Genomic DNA, 22,509 nt, shown 5'->3' with positions numbered 1-22,509 from the left:
CCTGATGCCCGGCCAGATAGACCGAGTGTGCGGTGCACACTTGGAAGCGGTGCTCATCGCAGGTCCGACGGCCAGCGGCAAGTCCGCGCTTGCCATCGAGATCGCGAAGGCCACGGGCGGCGTGGTGGTCAATGCCGATTCCATGCAGGTGTATCGCGACCTGCGGGTCGTCACCGCCCGCCCCGGCCCCGAGGACGAGGCGGCGGTGAGCCATCTGCTCTACGGCCAGATAGATGCCGACACCGACTATTCGGTCGGCCGGTGGATGGAGGATGTGGCAGCCGTCCTCTCCGCGCTCAAGGCGGCCGGGCGCCTGCCGATCATCGTCGGCGGCACCGGGCTCTACTTCCGCGCGCTCACCGTGGGCCTGGCCCCGATCCCGCCGATCCCGGAGGCGGTGCGCGCGCGGGTGCGGGCCGAGGCGGAGGGCGAGAGCAGCGCCATCCTGCACAGCCAGCTCGCCACGCGCGATCCGCTCACCGCGTTCCGGCTTCGCCCGAATGATCGCCAGCGCATCCTGCGCGCGCTCGAAGTGGTTGAGGCCACCGGCCGCCCGCTTGCGGAATGGCAGGGCACCGGCGGCGAGCCGCTGGTCTCGCCCGAGCGCAGCTGCAAGGTGGTGCTGGACCTGGAGCGCGAGACCCTCAAAGCGCGGATCGACGGCCGGTTCGCCCAGATGATGCAGGCCGGCGCATTGGACGAGGTGCGCAATCTGGTGGCGCGAGACCTGCCGGCGGACCGGACCATTATGAAGGCGCTTGGCGTGCCCCCCCTGATGCGTCATCTCGCGGGCGAGCTTTCCCTTGAACACGCCGTGACGCAGGCCCAGACCGACAGCCGCCGCTATTCCAAGCGGCAGCAGACCTGGTTCCGCCACCAGATGCCGGGCTGGGAACGCCACGCCCCGCAGGATGCCCGCGCGGCGATCCTCGCCCAGCTCACCTGATCAGCGCGCCGGCGCAGCCACCGGCACCGCGCTTTCGCGGGCAGGGCCGGCGAGCCGCAGCCATGCGGCCGCCACGAACAGAAGCGCGAAACCGATGGGCCCGTGGGGGCTGGCGTGGCTGACCTGGATCTCCCAGCCGAAGCCCACCAGCAGCACCAGCGCCGGCCACGGTGCCTGCTTGCCGAGATGCAGCGCCCCGGCGGCGCAGACGGCGGCAATGAAGATCGCCCATGACCCGGTGAGGCTGACGACCGAACCCATGCCGCCGATCCAGGGATCGGCCCAGTTGGTATCGAGCAGCGTGACCGCGCCCTCCATCTGCTCGGCGGTGAGTTTCCCTGAAGCGCGCAGCGTGTCCATGTTCATCATGGTGCGGCCAAGCCCGACACCGCCGATGGAATCAAGCGCGGTGTAAGAAATGAGGAACACGAAGGTGGCCGCGCGGGAGATCCAGGCGAAGACCGCGCCAAGGCCGTCCTCGATCCCCTCCATCGCCAGCCACAGCCCCACCGAGACCAGCCCGAGCAGCGGCAATTGGATCATGTGCAGCGTGAACCACCACTCCGGGCCGAAATAGGCCAGCGCCCAATAGCGCGGGTTGAAGGATTGCGGGATGCAGAGATAGGCATACATGCCGGGGTCTCTGCTGAACCCGGCGGGATGAAACAATTGCATCCCCGCCAGCACCAGCGGCGCCACGCCCAGGCACACCCACCACAGCACGTTCTTGATCGACGTGTTGATCGACGTGTTGATCGCCATGTTCATGGCCCCCTCCCATTTCCCGGGGTGGAGGATAGAGCCATTTCGCGGCCGGCGGAAATTCTCAGGCGGGCGAGATGCGGGGCGCCGGCTTCTTCGGCGGCGCGGCCTTCGCCGCCTTCTTCGGCGGGGCGAACCGGTGCCGCAGGAACGCGGCAATCGTCAGGGCGAAACCCGCCAGAAGCACCCACAGGGCGGGGCTGAAACCAATCTGGGGCTGGAAGTTGGCTTCGAACACCAGCCAGGGATTGATCCCGGTCGCCGCCGCATACCAGGCAACCTCGCCGGCGGCGGTGAGCGCGGCGGAGACCAGCGCGAGCAGACCGAGCATAGGGATGGTCACGTTGTTGGTGAGCCGGTGCGCGATCCGGTAGGCGAACAGGAAGATCAGGAACCCGCCCATCATCACCGCCTCGCTCACGTCGAGCTTCGACTGGATCATGAAATGGGCGATGGCGAGGATGGCGATGCCATAGACGCTGGTGTGCAACGCATTCCAGCGTTTGCCGCCCATGCGGCGGATCACCTTGTCGAACGAGGTGCCGCCGAGCGCTAGCAGCAAGGCCACCGCCACCGCGCCGATGGTGAGATAGAAGCGCAGCGCGATCTCCTTCGCCGCCGCCGTGACGTTCCATCCCTGGTCCATCACGAACAGCCCGAGATGGAGCGCGGCATAGCCGAGCGCCGCCAGCCCGAGCGTGCGCCGGATCAGCACCAGCTTCGGCCAATGGAAGATCCGCCGCACCGGCGTGACCGCCAGGCTGAGCAGCAGAAAGCGCACCGCCCAGAGCCCGGTGAAATGGATCGCCGCCGCCACCGGCCGCCCGCCGAGATCACCGGCGATCGCCCGGCCAGCGAGCCAGAGCAGCGGCAGGATCACCCCCACCAGGGCGACCGTCTTCTCGACGCTGAACTTGCCGGACTTTTCGTGAAACAGCGGCATGGGTGGTCATCCCCGAGGTGATGATCCCTTTTACGATCCCGCGAACGGCGATGGCGTGGCGATGACGCGCACAATGGCGTGAAATCAGCCGTTCGGCGTCGACGGAGGGGCCAAGTGGATGTGCCCCGTTGATCAACCGACTAGATCAACGGGTTGGCGGGCACTTAGACCGTGTAGATCTGCACCACGTCGAGACGTCATGTCGGCACGGCGGGGTAGCACGGCCGGGCGGAGTTTATACCGCCACATCCGCCTTGATCGCGGCGTGGGGTGCGTATCCCTCGACGATGAAATCCTCGATTTTATAGCCGTCGATGCTCTCCGGCTGGCGGGCGAGCCGCATGGTCGGGAAGGGGCGGGGATCGCGCGTCATCTGTTCGCGCGCCTGGTCGAAATGGTTGCGGTAGAGGTGGACATCGCCGCCCACCCAGACCAGTTCGCCGGGCTGCAAACCGGCCTGCTGTGCCAGCATCAATTGCAGCGCCGCAGCGCCGACGAAATTGAACGGCGCGCCCAGCAGAAGATCGCAAGAGCGTTGAAGCAAAAGGCAATTCAGCCGCCCATCGCTGGTGCAATGATATTGGTAGACCATGTGGCAAGGCGGCAAAGCCATGCTCGGAATCTCGGGTACGTTCCAGGCATGGAACAGCATCCGCCGGCTGCTGGGATTGGTGCGCAGCATATGGATCAGGTCGGCGATCTGGTCGTATTCGCGCCCATCCGCCCCGGCCCAACGCCGCCACTGCTTGCCATAGACCGGGCCGAGTTCACCCCACGTCGCGGCGAAGGCGTCGTCCGCGACAATCCGGGCCTCGAATGTTTCCTGTGAAACATCCTGCCCGGTCTCGCGCCGGTACCGATCCAGCGGCCAATCGCTCCAGATCCGCACATTTTCCCGCAAAAGCGCCTGGATGTTGGTTCCACCCGAAAGGAACCACAGCATCTCCTTGACGGCGGTCTTCCAATACACCCGCTTCGTGGTCAGGATCGGCACTTGGCCTTCCGACAAATCAAACCGCAGCAAGGTGCCGAACACGGAGCGGGTGCCGACGCCAGTGCGATCCATGCGCGGGTCCCCGCGCTCGAGCACCTGCGCCATCAGGTCGAGATATTGGTGCTCCGGGTGCCGCATGCCCAAGCCTCTCGCCGGGAAGTCCTCTGCCGGCACCTTAAGGGGTCCGACCCCGCATGAAGTGCCGCCCCGCCTCTCGTCGGTCAAGTGGGCGGACGGTGCAAGCCGTGAATGCACAATCCTGTTGCCAACCAAGCCGGCAAACTGCTCCGATAAACCCGTGAGCCAAACCCCACCGCGCCCGGACCTGTCTTTCACCGTATCTGCGGCCACCCGGACCGGGCCGTCCCATGTTGAGAACGAGGATTCGCACCTCGTCCTCAAGGCGGCGGGACTTGTGGCGGTGTCTGATGGGGTGGGCGGACTTGCCGATGGGGCGGTGGCGAGCCGGGTGGTGGTTGAATTGCTGGCGCGGACGGTCACAGCGGGCACCCTCGACGAGCGGGTGGCGCAGGCCCGGGCCGCGCTACACCTCGCAAACACGGCCCTGTTCCAGGCGGGCTGTGGCCAGGCAATGGCCGCCACCATCGTGCTCGCGATCCTTGGCGAAGGCTGCGCCGTCTGCCTCTGGGCCGGCGATTCGCGGGCCTTTCTCGCCCGTGACGGTGTGGTGCACCAGATCACCAACGACCATTCCGTCTATGCCCAGGTGCCGGGCCAACGCGCCCCGCGCTCGCTCATCACCCGCGCCGTCGGCGGCGATGAGGGAATCGAGGTGGACTGCTCCATCACTGAACTCCTGGCGGGCGACACCCTGCTGCTGGCCTCCGACGGGGTATTCAATGCGCTGACCACCGTGCGGCTGGACCCTTTGATGATCAAAGCACCGCCCGCCACCGCTCAACAGGTGGTGGCGCAGGCGGCGGCATGTGGTACGCGTGACGATGCTACGGCGGTGGTTGTACGCATCTGCCCGCAGGAGGAGACGTATGTCCCGCGCCGTTGATCCGAACGTCATGAGAGCGCCATGACCGGAAACACCGACGCGACGTTCCGAACGCTTCAGCAACTCGATTTGCTCTGCCGGGACATCGCGCGGGGAAACTACGACAATTCCGACGATCTGTTCGCCCTCACCCATGCCGAGGAAGCGCCCGAAAGCATTCGCGAATTGGCGGAATCCTTCGGATTCATGCTGGTCAGCGTGGAAGCGCGCGAGCTTCGTCTCACGGAACTGGTCGAAGAACTGCGCGTGGCAAAGGCGGAGCTTGAAATCGCCAACGGCCGCCTGATCCAGGAAAACGCCAGCCTGAACACCACGGTTGCGCAATTGACGGTGGAAATCGACCGGCACCGCTTCAAGCGCGAGGTGGGCGCCATCACGGAATCCGACTATTTCCAGAACCTGCAACGCCGCGCCCGGTCCCTGCGGGAGCGGCATAAGCCCACAGAGCCGGAGAGCCGGGAATGACCCGCATCGTTTCCACCCATTCCTATCGCGGCGGCACCGGCAAATCGACCATCACGGCCAATGTGGCCTATCTGCTGGCCCGGCAGGGCTATCGCGTCGGCGTGGTGGACACCGACATTCTCTCCCCCGGCATCCATGTGCTGTTCGGGCTTGAGGCCGACACGCCACGCTTCACGCTGAACGATTTTCTCTGGGGGCGCTGCGCCATCGAGGAAGCGGCCATCGACGTCACCGCCCGGGTCTTCCCCGAGGGGGAAAACCCGGGCACCGGGCATATCAGCCTGCTGCCCTCCAGCATGCAGACCGGCGAAATCGCCCGCGTTCTCAAGGAAGGCTTCGAGGTGGACCTTCTGAACGAAGGTTTCCAGCGGCTGTGCCAGAAACTCGCGCTCGACTATCTGCTGATCGACACCCATCCGGGGGTGAACGAGGAGACCCTGCTTTCCATCGCCATTTCCGACACGCTGCTTCTGGTGTTGCGCCCGGACCATCAGGACTACCAGGGCACGGCCGTCACCCTGGAGTTGGCCCGGCGGCTCGACGTTCCCCAATTGCTTCTGGTGGTCAACAAGGCCCTGCCCGCGTTCGACCCCAAGCAATTGTCCGATCGCATCTCCACCGCGTTCCGTGCCCCGGTGGCGGCGGTTCTGCCGCTGACCGAAGACCTGGTGCGTCTGGGCAGCGCGGGCATCCTTGCCGCCCTCACCCCCCAGAGCAGCTATGCGAAGGCGCTGCTGCCGGTGGTCGAGCTGGTCAAGGCCTGACCGCTCAGCGCCCCTTGAACGCGCGCAGGAACACCCCCGCGTCCGCGTGGCGATAGGCTTCATCGAACGAGAGCGCGCTGGCAACAGCCGACTGCATGGCGTCGTTGAGGCCCGGAATGGGCGGCGGCTTCAGGCCGCGCTCCTTCGCCTCGGTGGCCGGGGTGCGGTCGAACGGATGCTGGTTGGTCAGCAGCAGGTGGATGATGCAGCCGAAGGCATAGACATCGTCGCGGGGATCGCGCGGCGCCCCGCGCAACTGTTCGGGGCTGGCATAGGCGGGCGTCATGGCATCCAGCGACATCGCATCGAAATCACCCGTGCGGGCCGCGCTGGCGATGCCGAAATCGAGGATTTTCAGCGGGCCGTCCTTGCACAGGAACAGGTTGGCGAGCTTCAGGTCCGCGTGCGTCACCTCCCGCGCGTGAGCCAGGCTCAGGCCCGCGAACATGTCGCGAATCGCGTTCCAGGCGGCCGGACTGCCGGCGAAGGACGTATCGTCCCGCAGCACCACGTCCAGCGAGCGGCCCTCGAGAAGCTCCATGACGATGAAGGGATGGGTGCCGTCCCGGTCGAAATCATGGACGGTGACGATGTTGGGATGGGCGAGATCCTGGGTGCGCCGCGCCTCGGCCTCCATCGCCCGCAAGGCATCCGGGTGGGCACCGAAATCGCCGTTCAGCAGCTTGATCGCGACATAGGGCCGGTTGTCCGACGCCTCGATGCGGCGGCGATCCACGGCGCGGTAGACCACGCCCATGCCGCCTCGGCCGAGTTCCTCATCAAGCACGAACCGGTCGCGCAGGATCTGGCCGACACGATTCTCCTCCCGCCCGTCCCGTCCCAGCACCAATGGGCGCCCCTTGCCCGCCACGCTGTTGCGCGCATCCTGGCGAAGACGGGCACTGCGGAAGGTCGAGAGCGCATCGTCGAGCTGGCGCTGATTCTGCCGCTCCCGCGCCGCGCCGCCTTTGCGCAAATCCTTGAATTGGCCGAGCAATGCGGACAGCACCACCGCGTCCACCCGCTCGCGCAGGGTCTCGTCTTCCGCAGCCGATGACGGCGCCTCCGGCAGGGCCGGAACGGGCGGATCGGCCGTCTGGGCCACCGCCTGGAACAATTGCATGGCAAGATCATACGCCATGCGGCCGTCGTCGATCTCCTCCTGCAAAGCATCCGAAAGCGCGTTCAACTCGGCATCGTTGCCCTTGCAATGCGCACGCAGATCAAGCGTGAGCTGGTCGAACGAGCGCCGGCCGGACTGAAATGCCGCGAAGAGTTCAGCAAAACGCGCGTCTATGGTCGCTCTCCCCCGAACCGGCAAAGCCCGAAATACGCCCCTCTTATACCTGCCCGTTGCGTGGATTGCGCGATCGCTCGCGCCAACTGAAGGCAGATTTTCCACGCTCCACCATGTTGCACCGCAGCGTTGACATGCCGGCACACCATCCGCACTGTGAAGGAATTCCAAGGGGAGCCCCGCGACGGGGCTGAGAGATCGCATTTCGGATGGTCACATTGACCACCGGCGCAGCGATGACCCTTCGAACCTGATCCGGGTCATGCCGGCGAAGGGATCGGAACAGCTTGCGGCTCCCGCGTGGAGTCCATGGCGCCAACCGTCTCCTGAAGCTCATCCCGGATCTCATTTGGAGCGCAAGCTTAAAGGAGATCCGTATGCTCGACGAAGCCTCTACCTCGTCCCTCAAGGTGACGACGGGACCCCTGCCCTATTCCCACAAGGTCCTGATTCCCACGAGCCGCCCCGACGTCCAGGTGGCGATGCGCGAGATCGTGCTCTCGGACAAGAACGAACCCCCGGTTCGGGTCTACGACACCTCCGGCCCCTATACCGACCACAACGCGCTGATCGACCTGACCAAGGGCTTGTCAGAACTGCGCCGCCAGTGGGTGCTGGAGCGCGGCGATGTCGAGGAGGTCGAAGGCCGGGCCCAGAAGCCCGAGGATGACGGGCTGAAAGCCGGCCAGGTGAGCCACCTGCCCGCATTCGACCGCACCGGCCGCAAGCCCCTGCGCGCCAAGGCCGGCAAGCGGCCGACCCAGATGGCCTATGCCCGCGCCGGCATCGTCACCGCCGAGATGGAATATGTCGCGGCGCGCGAGAACCTCGCCCGCGCCAATGGCGGCGCCCATCCCAAACACATGGCCATGAGCCTCGGCGCCTCTATCCCCGTGGACATGACCGGCGAGTTCGTGCGCCAGGAAGTGGCCCGCGGCCGGGCCATCATCCCCAACAATATCAACCACCTGGAAACCGAGCCGATGATTATCGGCCGGAACTTCCTGGTGAAGATCAACGCCAATATCGGCAATTCCGCCGTCACCTCAGGCATCGCGGAAGAGGTGGACAAGCTGGTGTGGGCCACCCGCTGGGGCGGCGACACGGTGATGGACCTCTCCACGGGGAAGAACATCCACACCATCCGCGAATGGATCATCCGCAACGCCTCGGTTCCGATCGGCACCGTGCCGATCTACCAGGCGCTGGAGAAGGTCAACGGGGTGGCCGAGGACCTCACCTGGGAGGTGTTCCGCGATACCGTGATCGAGCAGGCAGAGCAGGGCGTGGACTATATGACGGTCCATGCCGGCGTGCGCCTACCCTACATTCCGCTCACCGCCAACCGCGTCACCGGCATCGTTTCGCGCGGCGGGTCGATCATGGCGAAGTGGTGCCTCGCCCATCACAAGGAGAGCTTCCTCTACGAGCATTTCGAGGAATTGTGCGAGATCTTCTCCTGGTATGACGTCGCCTTCTCGCTGGGCGACGGCCTGCGTCCCGGCTCCATCGCCGACGCCAACGACGCCGCCCAGTTCGCCGAACTGGAGACGCTGGGCGAACTCACCGAGATCGCCTGGGAATACGATTGCCAGGTGATGATCGAAGGGCCGGGCCATGTGCCCATGCACCTGATCCGCGAGAACGTGGAGAAGCAGCTGAAGATCTGCCACGAGGCGCCGTTCTATACCCTCGGCCCGTTGGTCACGGATATCTCCCCCGGCTACGACCACATCTCCTCCGCCATCGGCGCGGCGATGATCGGCTGGTTCGGCACCGCCATGCTCTGCTACGTGACGCCGAAGGAACATCTCGGCCTGCCCAACCGCGACGACGTGAAGGCCGGCGTCATCTCCTACAAGATCGCCGCGCACGCCGCCGACCTTGCCAAGGGGCACCCAGCCGCGCGCATCCGGGACGACGCGCTCTCCCGCGCCCGCTTCTCGTTCCGCTGGCGCGACCAGTTCGCGCTCTCGCTCGACCCCGAGACGGCGGAGCAATACCACGACGAAACCCTGCCGGCGGAAGGCGCGAAGGTCGCCCACTTCTGCTCCATGTGCGGTCCGAAATTCTGCTCCATGAAGATCAGCCAGGAGTTGAAGATCGAGGCCGGCGGCATCCTGAGCGCGGAAGCCGGGATGGACGAGATGTCCCGCAAGTTCCGCGAGGGCGGCAGCCAGATCTACCGCCCTGAAGACGAACTCGCTCAGCCGCCTTCGGCATAGGCCAACAAAAAAGGCCCTCCCTGGTTTTCCAGGGAGGGCCTTTTGAAATTCAGCGACGCCCGAAGGCGCCGGATCACTTGAAGCTGGCACTCGTGGTGTCATTCTTCCGGTTGTAGCGGATCGTGATCTCTTCCACCGTGCACAGGTCGATGTTCTTCCATACCGCGCTGGAATTGTCGTCGGCATAGACGACCTTCAGGTCCCACTTGCAGGTGTTGTCGGTGCGGTCGAACTTGATCTCCCAGGAATCGTTGTTCTCGAGCACATCCTTGCCGAGCACGTCTTCTTCCCAATCATTGGTCTTGGTGGGAGAGACGTAGACGTGGCTGATATCGTAGCCCGTCTTGTTGACCAGATCGAAATCCTGCTTGGCGCTCGCCGCATTCCCCACCGCCGGGAACGCGAGGGCCGCCATCAAGGCCAACCCAGCCATCCTCGCTGCCATTTTCATGTCCGCCCCCATCTTGTGATTGCCTTGCCCGCACAGAGCTTTTGCGTACGCCTTTTGCAAACGGCGTCAATTGCGACATCTTGGCAAGGTGTTGCACCGCAAATTCCGAGAACTTCCGAACCCCGATACATGAAAATCGCGTTTCATGCGGAGGCCAGGCCGTCGGACATTACCCGGGAGCGCGCTTTACTCTCGTCATCCTGAAGGTAAGGCGAACTTAGCAAGGTCACGGGAAGCGGATGCACCGAGATGGCCGTGCTGTGCCCGGCATGGCCGCCCCCCTCACCCCACGAGCGGCAGAGTGAGGGGGCACGAGCGCACGGGGTGCGTCTCGGTCGATCAGACCTCGAAGGGGATGCCGCTGGTGGGGACAATGACCTTAGTCGGATGTCCTTCCAGCGCCGCGACGAAGCCGGAGGGGTCTTTGACCAGGGGCGGGAAGGAGGCGTAGTGGCAGGGTACGACGGTCTCGACGTTCAGGAAGCGCCGCACCGCCAACGCGGCGATTTCGGGTCCCATGGTGAAACGATCGCCGATCGGCACGAAGGCGATCTTCGGCTGGTGGATTTCGCTGAGCAGCGCCATGTCCGAGAAGATGTCCGTGTCGCCGAGATGCCAAACCGTCGGCTCACCCTCGGCCTTCACGATCATCCCGTTGGCATTGCCGAGATTGGTCGGGTTCGCGCTCGCGCCACCTGAGGAATGATCCGCACGCACCATGGTGACGGTGAAGCCGCCGAGCGCCACGGTGCCGCCGGTGTTCATCATTTGCAGTGCCTTCAACCCCTGACCTTGCAGGAAGACGCTGAGTTCCGGATTCGCCGCAACCGGCACCTCGCGCCCCTCCTTCGCGGCCTCCTGCACCAGCGCGACCGTGTCGCCGATGTGGTCGTCGTGACCATGGGTGAGAAGAATATGGGTGACCCCCGCCGCCGCCGCTGCCCGGTCCCCCGAGAAAGCGGGATTGCCGGTGAAGAAGGGGTCGATCAGCACCACCTTGTCAGCGAATTCCAATCGGAAGGCCGCGTGTCCGAACCAGGTGATTTTCATGGAAAATGCCTTTGCAAGAGATGATCGGAGCGTAAGCGGGACATGCCGAAGAGACATGCGCGCGCCATCCTCGCCCCGTCTGCCGGGACATGATAGCGAGGGGATATGACATCGGCACCCCCGCCCCCTCCTTCCGTGACCCCCGCCCTGGTTCTCACCCTGGCCGAACTCGCGCCCTTGCTGCCGCCGCGCGGGGCGCTGCTGGGGCTGGATCTCGGCACCAAGACCATCGGGGTGGCGGCCTGCGACCCGGACCGGCGGATCGCAACCGTTGTGGAGACCCACTGGCGCACCAAATTCACCGCAGATGCGCAACGGCTCGTGCTGCTGGCGAAAGAACGCAAGGCGGTCGCCTATGTCCTCGGCCTGCCGCTGAACATGGACGGCTCTGAAGGCCCACGCGCGCAGGCCAGCCGCACCTTCGCCCGCAACTTCGCGCGACTGTCCGGTTGCCCCATCGCCCTCTGGGACGAGCGCCTCTCGACCGTCGCGGTCGAGCGCGCGCTGATCGCGGCCGACATGAGCCGCGCCAGGCGCGCGGCGGTCATCGACCAGCACGCGGCCGCGTTCATTCTTGAAGGGGCATTGGACTTCCTGCGCAATGCAGCTCCAGAAGAAGAAGACGAAGCGTGAACGGCGCCGCTCCTGCGATTCGCGCGCGGTTTGATCCACGGATGTTCCGGCGCGGCAGTCGTCGCGTCCCGTTTTGGGACTGTTGCGTTACGCGCACTCGGCTCCCTCTCCCCCACGGGGAGAGGGTTGGGGTGAGGGGGACAACCCTTTCCAGTTCTGAGATATCGGAGCCCCCTCACCCGGCTGCTAAGCAGCCGACCTCCCCCCCTCGGGGAGAGGTGAAAACAGCCGAGACTGTTGTACGTAAAGAATTGCGCCTCTCCGCGAGAAGCGCTCGGGCAGGATTTCGCAGGACCCCCGCGTGCGGGGGATGGCAGTTTAAACCCAGCGGACACGGCGCGCGTCAGCAATGTCGGTGATCCTGAACTCACTGGTCCCGGTGGCGCTGATCATCGCGTTGGGATACCTGCTCAGGCGCACGATGCTGCGCGATGTCGGCCATTGGTTCGGTATGGAGCAGTTGACCTATTTCGTGCTGTTTCCGGCACTGCTGCTGATCTCGGGCATTCGCGCGGACCTGTCCAAGGTGAGTTTTGCCGGTGTGGTCGGCGCCTACGCGCTCACGCTGGCGCTGTTTTTCTTCGGACTGCTGGCACTGCGGCCCATGCTGGCGCGCCGCTTCGCAATCGATGGACCTGCCTTCACCTCGCTGGCCCAGGGCGTGCTGCGCTGGAACTCCTATGTCGCTCTGGCGGTGGTGGATGGACTGTTCGGGCGCGAAGGCGTCGCTGTGGCAGCGGTGGCGCTGGTCAGCCTGATCCCCGTGGTCAACGTGATGGTCGTCTGGGTGCTGGCGCGTCACGCCAGCACAAAGCCGCCGAGGATGGCTGAGGTTGGGCGCCAATTGCTGCGCAATCCACTCATCTGGTCGTGCGGGCTGGGCATGGCGATCAACCTCGCCGGCATCAAATTGCCCACGGTGGCCTTGGATTTCACCGACATCCTGGGGCGCGCGTCGCTCGCCGTCGGACTGCTTGTGGTGGGAGCCGGGCTCACCCTCCGCACGCTGGCGCAGCCCAAGCCGGCGACAACCTTGGCAATTCTGCTCGACCTGGTGATGAAGCCCGCCTGCACGATCGCCATCGGCTACGCATTCGGACTGCGCGGCATGGAACTGACCACAATCGCGCTGCTTGCCGGTGTACCGTCCTCACCCTCCGGCTATGTGCTGGCGCGGCAGATGGGCGGTGACGCGCCGCTGCTGGCGGAAATCTTGACCCTTCAGATTCTGGTTTCCGCCATTACGCTGCCGCTCGTCGCCTTCGCGGCGACGGCGGTGGGTTCATGATGGCTCAGCACGCGCCCCAATAGCCATAGCCGCGGTTGTCGGTTTCAAACCAACACCGCCCCGCGGCCCGCTGCGGCGGGTAATAGGCTGCGGGCGGGGGCGCATAATACGCAGGAGGCGGCGCGTAATAGGCCGGGGGCGGCGGGGCATAATAGACCGGCGGCGGGGCCGCGGCGGCCGCGATGGCCGCGCCGCCGATCAGGCCGGCGGCAAGGCCGACACCGAGTGCGGCCCCGTTATTCCAGCCGCCACCACCGCAATTCCAACAGCCGCGTCCACCCCAGCCGCCACCGCCCCAACCGGGACCATAATAGCCCACCTGGGTGACCGTGGCGGGGGCGGACTGAACCGCCGACAGCGCGCCGGTGCCGATGGATGCGGAAAAAGCCGGGGATGCCGCAGCCGCTCCCAGTGCCGCGACAATTCCCAATGCCGCAAAATTCTTAACCATCGTCGCCATGATCAAAGTCTCCAGCAGCTTGCAGATTCCGTATGACTGCTTTGGATCCGCAAGACACATGCCCAAACGTTCACACTTGAACCAAGCCAAATTGTGTCGACTGATCAGCATTAGTGATCTTCTTTGCCTTTCCTCGATCGACCCGAAAACAATCGTGGCTGTTTCGTGTTTCATTTACCGAGATTGCGGTGACACTTGGCTCGGGCCTTGGCTTCCGCACAGTTTTGACCGCATTCGTGAAGAAAACGCGCAAGCGTGGCAGTCCGTTCCGCGCTTGCCGGTGGCGGCGGGTTTCTTTAAACCTCCGAGCTTGTCATGCATGCTCCTTCCGCCTTCACACTCGACCGCCGCGACCTGATCGGCATCGAGGGTCTGTCCGCTGACGAGATCCTCGGTCTGCTCGATAACGCGGAGGAATTCGTCGATCTCAATCGGCAAATCGAAAAGAAGCGCACCACCCTGCGGGGGCGCACCCAGATCAATCTGTTCTTCGAGGCTTCGACCCGCACCCAGGCGTCCTTCGAGATTGCCGGCAAGCGGCTCGGCGCCGACGTGATGAACATGTCGGTGAGCAATTCGTCGGTGAAGAAGGGCGAGACGCTCATCGACACCGCGATGACGTTGAACGCCATGCATCCCGATATCCTGGTGGTGCGCCACCATGCGTCAGGCGCGGTCGCGCTGCTCGCCCGCAAGGTGGATTGCTGCGTGGTGAACGCCGGCGACGGCGCCCATGAGCATCCCACCCAGGCGCTGCTCGACGCCCTCACCATCCGCCGCAATAAAGGCCGTATCGCTGGTCTCATCATCGCCATCTGCGGGGATGTGCTGCATTCGCGGGTGGCGCGCTCGAACATGATGCTGTTGGCGACACTCGGCGCGCAGGTGCGCGTGGTTGCCCCCTCCTCGCTCATCCCCTCCGGTATTGAGCAATATGGAGTCGAAGTGCACCGGACCATGGAAAGCGGGCTCGACGGCGCCGACATCGTGATGATGCTGCGCCTACAGCGCGAGCGGATGGCAGGCTCCTTCATCCCCTCGGTGAAGGAATATTTCCATTATTTCGGCCTCGACGAGGTGAAGCTCCGGCGCGCCAAGCGCGATGCGCTGGTGATGCATCCGGGACCCATGAACCGGGGGGTCGAGATCGATTCCGCAGTAGCGGACGGCCCCCAGTCGCTGATTCGCGAGCAGGTGGAAATGGGCGTCGCGGTGCGCATGGCGGTCCTCGACGTTCTGGCGCGGAAGCTTCCCAATGCGTGAAACCGGACGCGGCGCCGAGCCTCACCCCCTGATGCTGACCAACGCGCGGATCATCGATCCCTCGCGCGGCGCCGATTTCCACGGCGACATCCTGCTCTCGGAAGGCGTCATCCGCGACGCGGCGTTCGGCCTCGCGGCCGGAGGCATTCCTGACGGCGCAGAGGTGGTGGATTGCCGGGGCGCGGTCGTCGCCCCCGGTCTTGTCGACATGCGCGCCTATATCGGCGAGCCGGGCGCCGAGCATCGCGAAACTCTCGCCTCCGCCAGCCACGCGGCGGCGGCGGGCGGTGTCACCACCATCGTCTGCCAGCCGGACACAGACCCGCCGGTGGACGACCCGGCCATCGTCGACTTCATCCTTCGCCGGGCGCGCGACACGGCGGTGGTGCGCGTGCACCCTATGGCCACCATTACCAAGGGCCTCCGTGGCACGGAAATGACCGAAATCGGTCTGCTCCAGGCCGCCGGCGCCGTGGCCTTCACTGACGGCACCCGTTCGCTCGCCAGCGCCCAGGTGTTGCGGCGGGCGCTGGTGTACGCCCGCGATTTCGATGCGCTGATCGTCCATCACACCGAAGACGCCACCATGTCCGGCGGTGCCATGAACGAGGGCGCGTTCGCTTCACGCCTTGGCTTGTCGGGAATCCCCGCGGGGGCTGAGACCATCGTGTTGGAGCGCGACCTGCGCCTGGTCGCCGGTACCCGCTCGCGCTATCACGCTGCGGCGCTGACCTGTCAGGACTCGTTGGAGGTCCTGGCCCGCGCCAAGGAGGCGGGTTTGCCCGTCACCGCCTCCGCCAGCATCAATCACCTCAGCTTCAATGAACTGGATGTCGGGGAATATCGCACCTTCTTCAAGGTCGCCCCGCCGCTGCGGGCGGAGGATGATCGCAAAGCCCTGGTACGCGCCCTCGCCTCGGGCCTGATCGACGTCATGGTCTCGGATCACAACCCGCAGGACGTGGAGGTGAAGCGCCTGCCGTTCGCCGAGGCCGAGCCCGGCGCCATCGGCCTGGAGACGCTGCTGTCCGCCGCGCTGCGGCTGGTCCATTCCGACGAGGTCGATCTCGTCAACCTACTGCGCGCGCTCTCGACCCGCCCGGCGGAATTGCTCGGGCTTCGGGCCGGCACCTTGCGTCCCGGCGCGCCGGCAGACATCGTCGTCTTCGACCTCAACATGCCCTGGCTGCTCGATGCGGCGCAGCTCAAGTCGCGCTCGCGCAACACGCCGTTCGATTCAGCCCGGCTGACCGGACGCGTCCTGCGCACCATCGTTGCCGGACGCACCGTGTACGAATACGTTTGAACGGTATTTTCCTTCTGGCAGCGGCGCACTGATGTCCTTTTCCTGGTCCCTGTCTCTGCCGCTTGCCCTGGGTGCCGCCCTGTTCGGCTATCTGCTGGGCTCTATTCCCTTCGGCATCCTGATCACCCGGATCGCCGGCACCGCCGATATCCGCAATATTGGTTCCGGCAACATCGGCGCCACGAATGTGCTGCGCACCGGGCGCAAGGACCTGGCGGCCATGACGCTGCTGGGCGATGCGCTCAAGGGCACCGTGGCGGTTCTGGTAGCCCGCTATCTGCTGGGCAAGGAAGCGGCGCTGCTGGCGGGGCTCGGCGCCTTCGCCGGACATCTCTGGCCGGTGTGGCTGGACTTCAAGGGCGGTAAGGGCGTCGCCACCTTCCTCGGCGTCGCCCTCGGGCTGTATTGGCCGGCCGGACTGATCTTCATCGTCGTATGGATCGCCGTTGCCGCCGCGTCGCGCTATTCCTCGCTTGCCGCATTGCTGGCCTCGGTGGCGACACCGGTGGGCGCGTTTCTGCTGGGAGCGCATGGGGCGGGGCTGTTCCTCGCAGTCCTCGCCGTCATGCTGTGGCTGAAGCACAGCGCCAACATCGCGCGGCTACGGACCGGGACCGAAGGGCGCATCGGCAGCAAGGGGACCCCAAAAGCCGATTCCGAGGGATGACGCCGGGCGCGGCACGGCTCACCGAGGCGCAGCGCCTCGATTGGCTGCGGCTGATCCGCACCGAGAATGTCGGGCCTCGCACGTTTCGTGCTCTGATCAACCAGTTCGGCGGCGCGGGTGCCGCCCTCGAAGCCCTGCCCGCCCTGGCGCACCGTGGCGGCCGAACGGTAGCGCCGCGCATTCCCAGTCGCGCAGAAGCCGAAGACGAGGTGGCGGCGCTCGCCCGAATGGACGGCCGGCTCGTCACATCGGGCGATGCCGACTATCCCCCCGCGCTCCGGCATATCGACGACGCGCCACCCGTGATTTCGGTGCGCGGGTCCGCAACCATTCTGGCGGCGCCGAAGGTCGCCATCGTCGGCGCGCGCAACGCCTCCGGCGCCGGGCGCACAATGGCGGCGCGGCTCGCGCGCGACCTTGCCGCGGCGGGCTATGTCATCGTTTCCGGCCTGGCGCGCGGCATCGATGCCGCCGCGCATGCGGCAAGCATCGATGCCGGAACGCTCGGCGTGTTCGCCGGCGGCCTTGCCCGCCCCTACCCCCCGGAAAACATCGCGCTGATCGAAAGCATGGCCAAGTCCGGCGCGCTGGTCTCCGAGATGCCCCTGCTCTGGGAGCCGCGCGCCCGCGACTTTCCCCACCGCAACCGGCTGGTTTCCGGCATGTCCCTGGCGGTCGTGGTGGTGGAAGCGGCGGAACGCTCCGGCTCGCTGATTACCGCCCGCCTGGCCAACGAGCAGGGACGCGAGGTGTTCGCGGTTCCAGGCTCCCCGCTCGATCCACGCGCCGGAGGCACCAACCGCCTGCTGAAGAGTGGTGCGGGGTTCGTGACCTGCGCCGAAGATGTCATCGAGATGCTTGCGCCTCTCCTGGCACATCCACGCATCCAGGACGTGGAGGCCCCGCCCCCCGATGTCCCGCGCGAACCGCCGGGCGATTCCACCAGGTCGAAAATCGTCGAACTGCTGGGACCGGTGCCGATGACGCTGGATGATCTGGTGCGCCTCTCCGGTTCAAGCGCGTCGGACGTGCAGATCGTTCTGCTGGAACTGGATCTGGCAGGGCGTTTGGAACGACAGGCGGGCGGAAGGGTCGCGTTGATCTGAGTTCAGCGCGGGCGTCCCGGCCTGAACTCGCTGCCCTTTGCGATGCTGCGCGCTTCAAGGCGCGTGATTTCAAGAACATAGGCCAGTGTGGTAAGTCCATGTTCGCGTGACAATTTTGAAAGCTCCGCCGCCAGCGACGCCACATAATCGGCAAACTGAATCGCGTCGACCTCAGGGTCCGGAGGAGAATCGCCCGACATTCATCGCTCCCAGCTTTTGGCTTGAAATATAGCGCGATCCTCAAGGTTGCTGAGCGTTTTACAATCTACTTAAAGTTGTATTTGTCTTTTTACGCCATTGAAGCTGGGCTGTCGCCTGAAATTTGACAGGCCCGCCTTCGCACCCCATGTTGCCGCCGCCGCAGGGGCCGCGGCGCTCTCAAGAGATAATTGCGATGCAGGTCGTCATCGTCGAATCGCCTGCCAAGGCGAAGACGATCAATAAATATCTTGGTCCGGACTATGAGGTTATCGCCTCCTACGGCCATGTACGCGATCTCCCTTCCAAGGATGGTTCGGTCGATCCCGATGCCGACTTCCGCATGCTTTGGGAAATTGACCCGAAGGCGCAGAAGCGGCTCAACGAGATCGCTCAGGCGGTCAAGAAGGCCGATGGCCTGATTCTGGCGACCGATCCGGATCGCGAAGGCGAAGCCATTTCCTGGCACGTTCTCGAAATCCTGAAGGAGAAGAAGGCGCTGCGCGACCAGAAGGTCGAGCGCGTGGTCTTCAATGCCATCACCAAGCAGGCGGTGCTGGACGCCATGAAGGCGCCTCGCGCCGTCGATGTGGCTCTGGTGGATGCCTACCTTGCCCGGCGCGCCCTCGACTATCTGGTCGGCTTCAATCTTTCTCCCGTGCTCTGGCGCAAGTTGCCCGGCGCACGCTCCGCCGGACGCGTCCAGTCGGTGGCGCTGCGCCTGGTCTGCGACCGCGAACGGGAAATCGAGGTCTTCGTCGCATGTGAGTACTGGTCGATCGTGGCCCAGCTCGCGACGCCGCGCGGCGATGCCTTTGAGGCCCGCCTGTCCGGCGCCGACGGCAAAAAGATCACCCGCCTCTCGGTGGGAACGGCGGCCGAGGCCGCCGCCTTCCGCGCCGCGCTCGATGCCGCCGCCTTCAGCGTCAGCAACATCGAGGCGAAGCCGGTGCGGCGCCACCCGCAGCCGCCCTTCACCACCTCGACGCTTCAGCAGGAAGCCAGCCGCAAGCTCGGTCTGGCGCCTGCCCGCACCATGCAGATCGCCCAGCGCCTGTACGAAGGCGTGGACTTGGGTGGCGAGACGGTGGGTCTCATTACCTATATGCGAACCGACGGCGTGGACATGGCGCCGGAGGCGGTTGCCGCGACCCGCAGCGCCATCGCCGCTCAATTCGGCGACCGCTACCTGCCGAGCGCGCCGCGCAAATACGTCACCAAGGCCAAGAATGCGCAGGAGGCCCACGAGGCCATCAGGCCGACCGACTCGAATCGCTCGCCCGGCGCCGTGGCGCGCGTGCTCGATGCCGAGCAGTTGAAGCTTTATGAGCTGATCTGGACCCGCACCATCGCCAGCCAGATGGAATCGGCGGAGATGGAGCGCACCACTGCCGACATCCGCGCGAATGTCTCCGGCCGCGACCTCGAGCTGACGGCGACCGGCACCGTGGTGAAGTTCGACGGCTTCCTCGCGCTGTATCGCGAAGGCCGCGACGATGATGATGATGACGAGGAAGGCCGCCGCCTTCCTGCGATGGCCAAGGGCGATGCCCTGTCCAAGCGCGACATCGTCACCAGCCAGCATTTCACCGAACCGCCGCCGCGTTATTCGGAAGCCTCGCTTGTGAAGCGCATGGAGGAACTCGGCATCGGCCGTCCCTCCACCTACGCTGCCGTGCTCGCGGTGCTGCGCGACCGTGAATATGTGAAGCTGGACAAGAAGCGCCTCGTCCCGGAGGACAAGGGCCGTCTCGTCACCGCCTTCCTTCAGAGCTTTTTCGCCCGCTACGTGGAATACGATTTCACGGCGGACCTTGAAGCCAAGCTCGACCAGATCTCGGCAGACGAGATGGACTGGAAGCAGGTTCTGCGGGAGTTCTGGGCCGATTTCATCCTGGCGGTGGACGCCACCAAGGAGCTGCGGGTCTCCCAGGTTCTCGACGCGCTCGACGAGATCCTGACCGCCCACATCTTTCCCCCGACTGCGGACGGCACGGACCCGCGCCTCTGCCCGACGTGCGGGACCGGCCGGCTGTCGCTGAAGATGGGCAAGTTTGGCGCCTTCATCGGCTGCTCGAATTATCCGGAATGCCGCCACACTCGCCCCCTTACGGGAGAAGCGACGCCCGAGGGCGATGGTATACGCAAGCTCGGTCCCGACCCTGAGACCGGGCTTGAGGTCACCCTGCGCGATGGGCGCTTCGGCGCCTATCTCCAGCTTGGCGAGGCCGAGAACGGCGAGAAGCCGAAGCGATCCAGCTTGCCGAAGGGGCTTGCGCCCGCAGACGTGACGCTTGAGATCGCTCTGGCCCTGCTGGCCCTGCCCCGCACCATGGGCGTGCATCCGGACGACGGCGCACCGATCCTGGCTGGCATCGGCAAGTTTGGGCCTTACATCCAGCACGGCAGGGTCTACGCCAATCTGGATAAGGACGACGATATCCTCTCCATCGGCCTCAACCGGGCGGTGGTGCTGCTTGCGGAAAAGCAGGCCAAGGGCGGACGCGGCGGCGCGACCGCCGGGCGCAATCTCGGCGACCATCCCTCGGGTGGTGCGATTACCGTGCGCGCCGGGCGCTTCGGGCCTTACGTGAACCATGGCAAGGTCAACGCGACCCTGCCGAAATCCGTGGACCCCGACACCCTGGCTCTCGCGGAAGCGATCGTCATCGTCGATGCCAAGGCGGCAACCATGCCCGCCAGCAAGACCACCACGCGGGCAAAGACCCCGAAGGCGGCTTCAGGCGATGCGCCGGCCAAGCGCGCACCCGCCAAAGCGAAGGCCGGGACCAAGGCGGCTGGAAAGACCACTGCCGCTAAGGCAACAGCCAAGAAGAAGGCGCCGGCCAAGGCAAAGACAGCGAAAAGCGCCGGCTGAGATACCGCGAATGCACCGGCCCAAGGCCGGTGCATGGTCACCGGTGCATGGTCATTCGACCACGAGCGCCTCGGCGGATTCACGCACCGTCGCGCGCAGCGGCAGTTCCTTCATCTGAAGCAGGAAGCCGAGGCCGCAGATCAGCGACGCTGCGGCGACCGCGAACACCAGGCTGAACGCGAACGCGAGCTTCCCCTGGTCGGCACCTTGGGCGAGTTGCGCCACGTCGCCCTGATGATCCATCCCCAGCGCGCCGATGAAGACCGCGCCCAGCATTGCCACCATCAGAGCGCCACCCAGCGACCGGAAGAAGTTGGCTGCCCCCGTGGTGGTGCCTAGCAGGTGAACCGGCACCGCATTCTGAATGCACACGGTCGAGATCGGGAACACCATGCCCATGCCGACGCTCGCGACCGTGAACAGGCAGATCCAGATCCACACCGGCAGGGTGGCGGGCAAAAACGCAAGGATAAGAAGGCTCGCCGCAGACAGGACCATCCCGAACACCGCCGGCCGTTTGTAATGCTGCAGCTTCGCCATGGCGCGTCCGCCAAGCACGGCGCCGAGGACCGTCGCAGTCATCTGCGGGATCAACGCCAGTCCCGCCATGCTGGCCGTGAAGCCACGCGCGGTCTCGAAATAAAGCGGCGTCATGATGGTGAGCGCGATCATGGTGCCATAGATGAAGCAGGCCGCGCCGGTCGCGCTTCCCACCACCGGGTTCGACAGGATCGACAGGGGCAGGAACGGCTCCGCCGCTGTGCGCATGCGCCAGATGAACGCCGCCCCCGCCATAACGAACACCGCCAGCAGCAGGATGATCTGTGGACTGGTCCAGGCGAAATGCGTTCCGCCCGACGTCATCGCGAGTAGCAGCGAGGTGGAGGAGACCACCATCAAGGCGCAGCCGAGATAGTCCATCTTATGCGGCCGCCCATGGCGCGGCAGGCGGCCCAGCATCTTGCGCATCACAAGGAACGCGGCGAGGCCGAGGGGAATGTTGATCCAAAAGATCAGCGACCAGTGCAGATGCTGGGCGAAAATGCCGCCCACCACCGGGCCGGCCACGCTGCTGAACGCAAACACGCTGGCGAAATAGCCCTGGTATCTCCCGCGCTCACGCGGCGAGACGATATCGGCGATGATGGTCTGCGCCAGCGAGATCAACCCGCCGCCGCCAAGGCCTTGGAGGCCGCGCGAAATCACCAGCATCAGCATGCTTTGCGACATGGCGCAGGCGAGCGAGCCGATGGAGAACAGCGCGATCGCCACCAGCAGCACGACGCCGCGTCCGTGGATGTCGCTGAGCTTGCCGTACAGCGGCGTGACCGTGGTGGACGCCAGAAGATAGGCCGTCACCACCCAGGACAGATTGACCAGATCATTGAGATCCGCGCCGATGGTGGGGAGCGCCGTGGCGACGATCGTCTGATCGAGCGCCGCCAGGAACATCGCCAGCATGACACCGAAAATGATGGAGAGAATCTCTTTGTGGGAAAACGTCGTCGACGTCTCTTCAGGCTCGGACACGCCGCTCATTGAGGCTGGCTCTTTTCAAGTGCGCCGGGTGACGCATGGAATTTTTAATGGAGAAATCCCGGACTGCCGGACCGGCTCTGTGCCGTGACACCCTGCATATTCGAGAGGATCTCGATGGGTTTATAATGAGGCAGCCTTACTATTTTCGCAACCTGAGCCCGCGACTCGCCCACGGCGCCGGGGTCGAGTAGCCTGAGCGGACGCAAGGCGAATCCTGCCGCAAGGCAAATTGGCGAAGGCGAATCTTGGC

21 protein-coding genes and 1 riboswitch are annotated in these 22,509 nt (G+C 65.2%); of the genes, 12 read left to right on the top strand and 9 right to left on the bottom strand.

The features are described 5' to 3' along the window. Nucleotides 1-4: 4 nt before the first annotated feature. A complete protein-coding gene (gene miaA, locus ADADO0_RS18390) occupies nucleotides 5-946 on the top strand; it encodes a tRNA (adenosine(37)-N6)-dimethylallyltransferase MiaA (protein ID WP_511306658.1) in 942 nt (313 codons plus the stop codon). Here the strand turns inward: miaA and ADADO0_RS18385 are convergent, their stop codons facing one another. The 3 genes from ADADO0_RS18385 to thyA all read right to left on the bottom strand — a co-directional run bounded on the left by ADADO0_RS18385 (nucleotide 947) and on the right by thyA (nucleotide 3,783). Then, entirely contained in the window at nucleotides 947-1,714 is a 768-nt protein-coding gene (locus ADADO0_RS18385; protein ID WP_511306657.1) for a hypothetical protein, read from the bottom strand. Nucleotides 1,715-1,772: 58 nt separating this feature from the next. Then, nucleotides 1,773-2,651 carry a protein-methionine-sulfoxide reductase heme-binding subunit MsrQ gene (locus ADADO0_RS18380; protein ID WP_511306656.1) on the bottom strand — a complete coding sequence of 293 codons (879 nt, stop codon included), beginning with the start codon at nucleotides 2,649-2,651 and terminating at the stop codon, nucleotides 1,773-1,775. Between the two features lie 235 nt (nucleotides 2,652-2,886). Continuing rightward, complete coding sequence (gene thyA / locus ADADO0_RS18375; protein WP_511306655.1) at nucleotides 2,887-3,783, bottom strand: thymidylate synthase; 897 nt, start codon at nucleotides 3,781-3,783, stop codon at nucleotides 2,887-2,889. 160 nt (nucleotides 3,784-3,943) lie between these two features. Between thyA and ADADO0_RS18370 the strand changes: the two genes are divergently transcribed. Genes ADADO0_RS18370 through ADADO0_RS18360 form a run of 3 tightly spaced genes read left to right on the top strand, consistent with a single transcriptional unit; the run spans nucleotide 3,944 to nucleotide 5,898 of the window. Then, nucleotides 3,944-4,669 (top strand): PP2C family protein-serine/threonine phosphatase, encoded by a 726-nt coding sequence (locus ADADO0_RS18370; protein ID WP_511306654.1) that lies wholly within the window; start codon nucleotides 3,944-3,946, stop codon nucleotides 4,667-4,669. Between the two features lie 21 nt (nucleotides 4,670-4,690). Then, nucleotides 4,691-5,134, top strand: a complete 444-nt coding sequence (locus ADADO0_RS18365) for a hypothetical protein (protein ID WP_511306653.1) — start codon at nucleotides 4,691-4,693, stop codon at nucleotides 5,132-5,134. Next, on the top strand, nucleotides 5,131-5,898 hold the full coding sequence (locus ADADO0_RS18360) for a MinD/ParA family ATP-binding protein (RefSeq protein ID WP_511306652.1): 768 nt from the start codon (nucleotides 5,131-5,133) through the stop codon (nucleotides 5,896-5,898). The genes ADADO0_RS18365 and ADADO0_RS18360 overlap by 4 nt, the downstream gene beginning before the upstream one ends. A 4-nt stretch (nucleotides 5,899-5,902) precedes the next feature. On the opposite strand, the gene ADADO0_RS18355 is transcribed toward ADADO0_RS18360, so the two are convergent. Continuing rightward, on the bottom strand, nucleotides 5,903-7,087 hold the full coding sequence (locus ADADO0_RS18355) for a serine/threonine-protein kinase (RefSeq protein ID WP_511306651.1): 1,185 nt from the start codon (nucleotides 7,085-7,087) through the stop codon (nucleotides 5,903-5,905). A 268-nt stretch (nucleotides 7,088-7,355) separates the two neighbouring features. After that, nucleotides 7,356-7,490: riboswitch (TPP riboswitch) on the top strand. Between the two features lie 82 nt (nucleotides 7,491-7,572). Between ADADO0_RS18355 and thiC the strand changes: the two genes are divergently transcribed. Beyond that, nucleotides 7,573-9,420 (top strand): phosphomethylpyrimidine synthase ThiC, encoded by a 1,848-nt coding sequence (gene thiC, locus ADADO0_RS18350; protein ID WP_511306650.1) that lies wholly within the window; start codon nucleotides 7,573-7,575, stop codon nucleotides 9,418-9,420. 73 nt (nucleotides 9,421-9,493) lie between these two features. On the opposite strand, the gene ADADO0_RS18345 is transcribed toward thiC, so the two are convergent. Both ADADO0_RS18345 and ADADO0_RS18340 read right to left on the bottom strand, forming a co-directional pair. Further along, nucleotides 9,494-9,853, bottom strand: coding sequence for a hypothetical protein (locus ADADO0_RS18345; RefSeq protein ID WP_511306649.1), 360 nt, complete (start codon nucleotides 9,851-9,853; stop codon nucleotides 9,494-9,496). 357 nt (nucleotides 9,854-10,210) lie between these two features. Next, nucleotides 10,211-10,921, bottom strand: coding sequence for a metal-dependent hydrolase (locus ADADO0_RS18340; RefSeq protein WP_511306648.1), 711 nt, complete (start codon nucleotides 10,919-10,921; stop codon nucleotides 10,211-10,213). Nucleotides 10,922-11,026: 105 nt separating this feature from the next. Here ADADO0_RS18340 and ruvX point away from each other — a divergent pair, with 105 nt between their 5' ends. Together ruvX and ADADO0_RS18330 are read left to right on the top strand one after the other, a co-directional pair. Continuing rightward, nucleotides 11,027-11,554, top strand: coding sequence for a Holliday junction resolvase RuvX (gene ruvX / locus ADADO0_RS18335; protein ID WP_511306647.1), 528 nt, complete (start codon nucleotides 11,027-11,029; stop codon nucleotides 11,552-11,554). A gap of 349 nt (nucleotides 11,555-11,903) precedes the next feature. Beyond that, entirely contained in the window at nucleotides 11,904-12,842 is a 939-nt protein-coding gene (locus ADADO0_RS18330; protein WP_511306646.1) for an AEC family transporter, read from the top strand. 4 nt (nucleotides 12,843-12,846) lie between these two features. Here the strand turns inward: ADADO0_RS18330 and ADADO0_RS18325 are convergent, their stop codons facing one another. Further along, nucleotides 12,847-13,302, bottom strand: a complete 456-nt coding sequence (locus ADADO0_RS18325; RefSeq protein ID WP_511306645.1) for a hypothetical protein — start codon at nucleotides 13,300-13,302, stop codon at nucleotides 12,847-12,849. Between the two features lie 315 nt (nucleotides 13,303-13,617). On the opposite strand from ADADO0_RS18325, the gene ADADO0_RS18320 reads away from it, so the two are divergent. The 4 genes from ADADO0_RS18320 to dprA are packed head-to-tail and all read left to right on the top strand — an operon-like array spanning nucleotide 13,618 to nucleotide 17,644. Continuing rightward, the gene (locus ADADO0_RS18320; RefSeq protein ID WP_511306644.1) at nucleotides 13,618-14,565 is read left to right on the top strand and encodes an aspartate carbamoyltransferase catalytic subunit; all 948 of its coding nucleotides are present in this window, start codon (nucleotides 13,618-13,620) and stop codon (nucleotides 14,563-14,565) included. Continuing rightward, complete coding sequence (locus ADADO0_RS18315; RefSeq protein WP_511306643.1) at nucleotides 14,558-15,871, top strand: dihydroorotase; 1,314 nt, start codon at nucleotides 14,558-14,560, stop codon at nucleotides 15,869-15,871. The genes ADADO0_RS18320 and ADADO0_RS18315 overlap by 8 nt, the downstream gene beginning before the upstream one ends. A gap of 31 nt (nucleotides 15,872-15,902) precedes the next feature. Beyond that, complete coding sequence (plsY, locus tag ADADO0_RS18310; protein WP_511306642.1) at nucleotides 15,903-16,538, top strand: glycerol-3-phosphate 1-O-acyltransferase PlsY; 636 nt, start codon at nucleotides 15,903-15,905, stop codon at nucleotides 16,536-16,538. Beyond that, on the top strand, nucleotides 16,535-17,644 hold the full coding sequence (gene dprA, locus ADADO0_RS18305) for a DNA-processing protein DprA (protein WP_511306641.1): 1,110 nt from the start codon (nucleotides 16,535-16,537) through the stop codon (nucleotides 17,642-17,644). Before plsY ends, dprA begins: the two co-directional genes overlap by 4 nt. Nucleotides 17,645-17,646: 2 nt before the next feature. On the opposite strand, the gene ADADO0_RS18300 is transcribed toward dprA, so the two are convergent. After that, complete coding sequence (locus tag ADADO0_RS18300; RefSeq protein WP_511306640.1) at nucleotides 17,647-17,844, bottom strand: hypothetical protein; 198 nt, start codon at nucleotides 17,842-17,844, stop codon at nucleotides 17,647-17,649. 194 nt (nucleotides 17,845-18,038) lie between these two features. Here ADADO0_RS18300 and topA point away from each other — a divergent pair, with 194 nt between their 5' ends. Further along, nucleotides 18,039-20,720, top strand: coding sequence for a type I DNA topoisomerase (topA, locus tag ADADO0_RS18295; protein ID WP_511306639.1), 2,682 nt, complete (start codon nucleotides 18,039-18,041; stop codon nucleotides 20,718-20,720). Between the two features lie 51 nt (nucleotides 20,721-20,771). Here the strand turns inward: topA and ADADO0_RS18290 are convergent, their stop codons facing one another. Next, nucleotides 20,772-22,259: an MDR family MFS transporter gene (locus ADADO0_RS18290; protein WP_511306638.1), complete on the bottom strand. Its 1,488-nt coding sequence runs from the start codon at nucleotides 22,257-22,259 to the stop codon at nucleotides 20,772-20,774. Nucleotides 22,260-22,509: the final 250 nt, after the last annotated feature.

It is taken from the genome of Aquabacter sp., from assembly GCF_965279295.1.
Lineage (GTDB): Bacteria > Pseudomonadota > Alphaproteobacteria > Rhizobiales > Xanthobacteraceae > Aquabacter.
This window is presented reverse-complemented; position numbering and strand designations above follow the sequence as displayed.

Coding starts and splice junctions, on each gene's coding strand:
- miaA (WP_511306658.1), top strand. CDS start 5: ATGCCCGGCCAGATAGACCGAGTGTGCGGTGCACACTTGGAAGCGGTG.
- ADADO0_RS18330 (WP_511306646.1), top strand. CDS start 11,904: ATGTCGGTGATCCTGAACTCACTGGTCCCGGTGGCGCTGATCATCGCG.
- ADADO0_RS18365 (WP_511306653.1), top strand. CDS start 4,691: ATGACCGGAAACACCGACGCGACGTTCCGAACGCTTCAGCAACTCGAT.
- ADADO0_RS18290 (WP_511306638.1), bottom strand. CDS start 22,259: ATGAGCGGCGTGTCCGAGCCTGAAGAGACGTCGACGACGTTTTCCCAC.
- ADADO0_RS18360 (WP_511306652.1), top strand. CDS start 5,131: ATGACCCGCATCGTTTCCACCCATTCCTATCGCGGCGGCACCGGCAAA.
- ruvX (WP_511306647.1), top strand. CDS start 11,027: ATGACATCGGCACCCCCGCCCCCTCCTTCCGTGACCCCCGCCCTGGTT.
- ADADO0_RS18385 (WP_511306657.1), bottom strand. CDS start 1,714: ATGAACATGGCGATCAACACGTCGATCAACACGTCGATCAAGAACGTG.
- thiC (WP_511306650.1), top strand. CDS start 7,573: ATGCTCGACGAAGCCTCTACCTCGTCCCTCAAGGTGACGACGGGACCC.
- ADADO0_RS18340 (WP_511306648.1), bottom strand. CDS start 10,921: ATGAAAATCACCTGGTTCGGACACGCGGCCTTCCGATTGGAATTCGCT.
- topA (WP_511306639.1), top strand. CDS start 18,039: ATGCAGGTCGTCATCGTCGAATCGCCTGCCAAGGCGAAGACGATCAAT.
- thyA (WP_511306655.1), bottom strand. CDS start 3,783: ATGCGGCACCCGGAGCACCAATATCTCGACCTGATGGCGCAGGTGCTC.
- ADADO0_RS18380 (WP_511306656.1), bottom strand. CDS start 2,651: ATGCCGCTGTTTCACGAAAAGTCCGGCAAGTTCAGCGTCGAGAAGACG.
- ADADO0_RS18315 (WP_511306643.1), top strand. CDS start 14,558: ATGCGTGAAACCGGACGCGGCGCCGAGCCTCACCCCCTGATGCTGACC.
- ADADO0_RS18325 (WP_511306645.1), bottom strand. CDS start 13,302: ATGGCGACGATGGTTAAGAATTTTGCGGCATTGGGAATTGTCGCGGCA.
- dprA (WP_511306641.1), top strand. CDS start 16,535: ATGACGCCGGGCGCGGCACGGCTCACCGAGGCGCAGCGCCTCGATTGG.
- ADADO0_RS18300 (WP_511306640.1), bottom strand. CDS start 17,844: ATGTCGGGCGATTCTCCTCCGGACCCTGAGGTCGACGCGATTCAGTTT.
- plsY (WP_511306642.1), top strand. CDS start 15,903: ATGTCCTTTTCCTGGTCCCTGTCTCTGCCGCTTGCCCTGGGTGCCGCC.
- ADADO0_RS18320 (WP_511306644.1), top strand. CDS start 13,618: ATGCATGCTCCTTCCGCCTTCACACTCGACCGCCGCGACCTGATCGGC.
- ADADO0_RS18345 (WP_511306649.1), bottom strand. CDS start 9,853: ATGGCTGGGTTGGCCTTGATGGCGGCCCTCGCGTTCCCGGCGGTGGGG.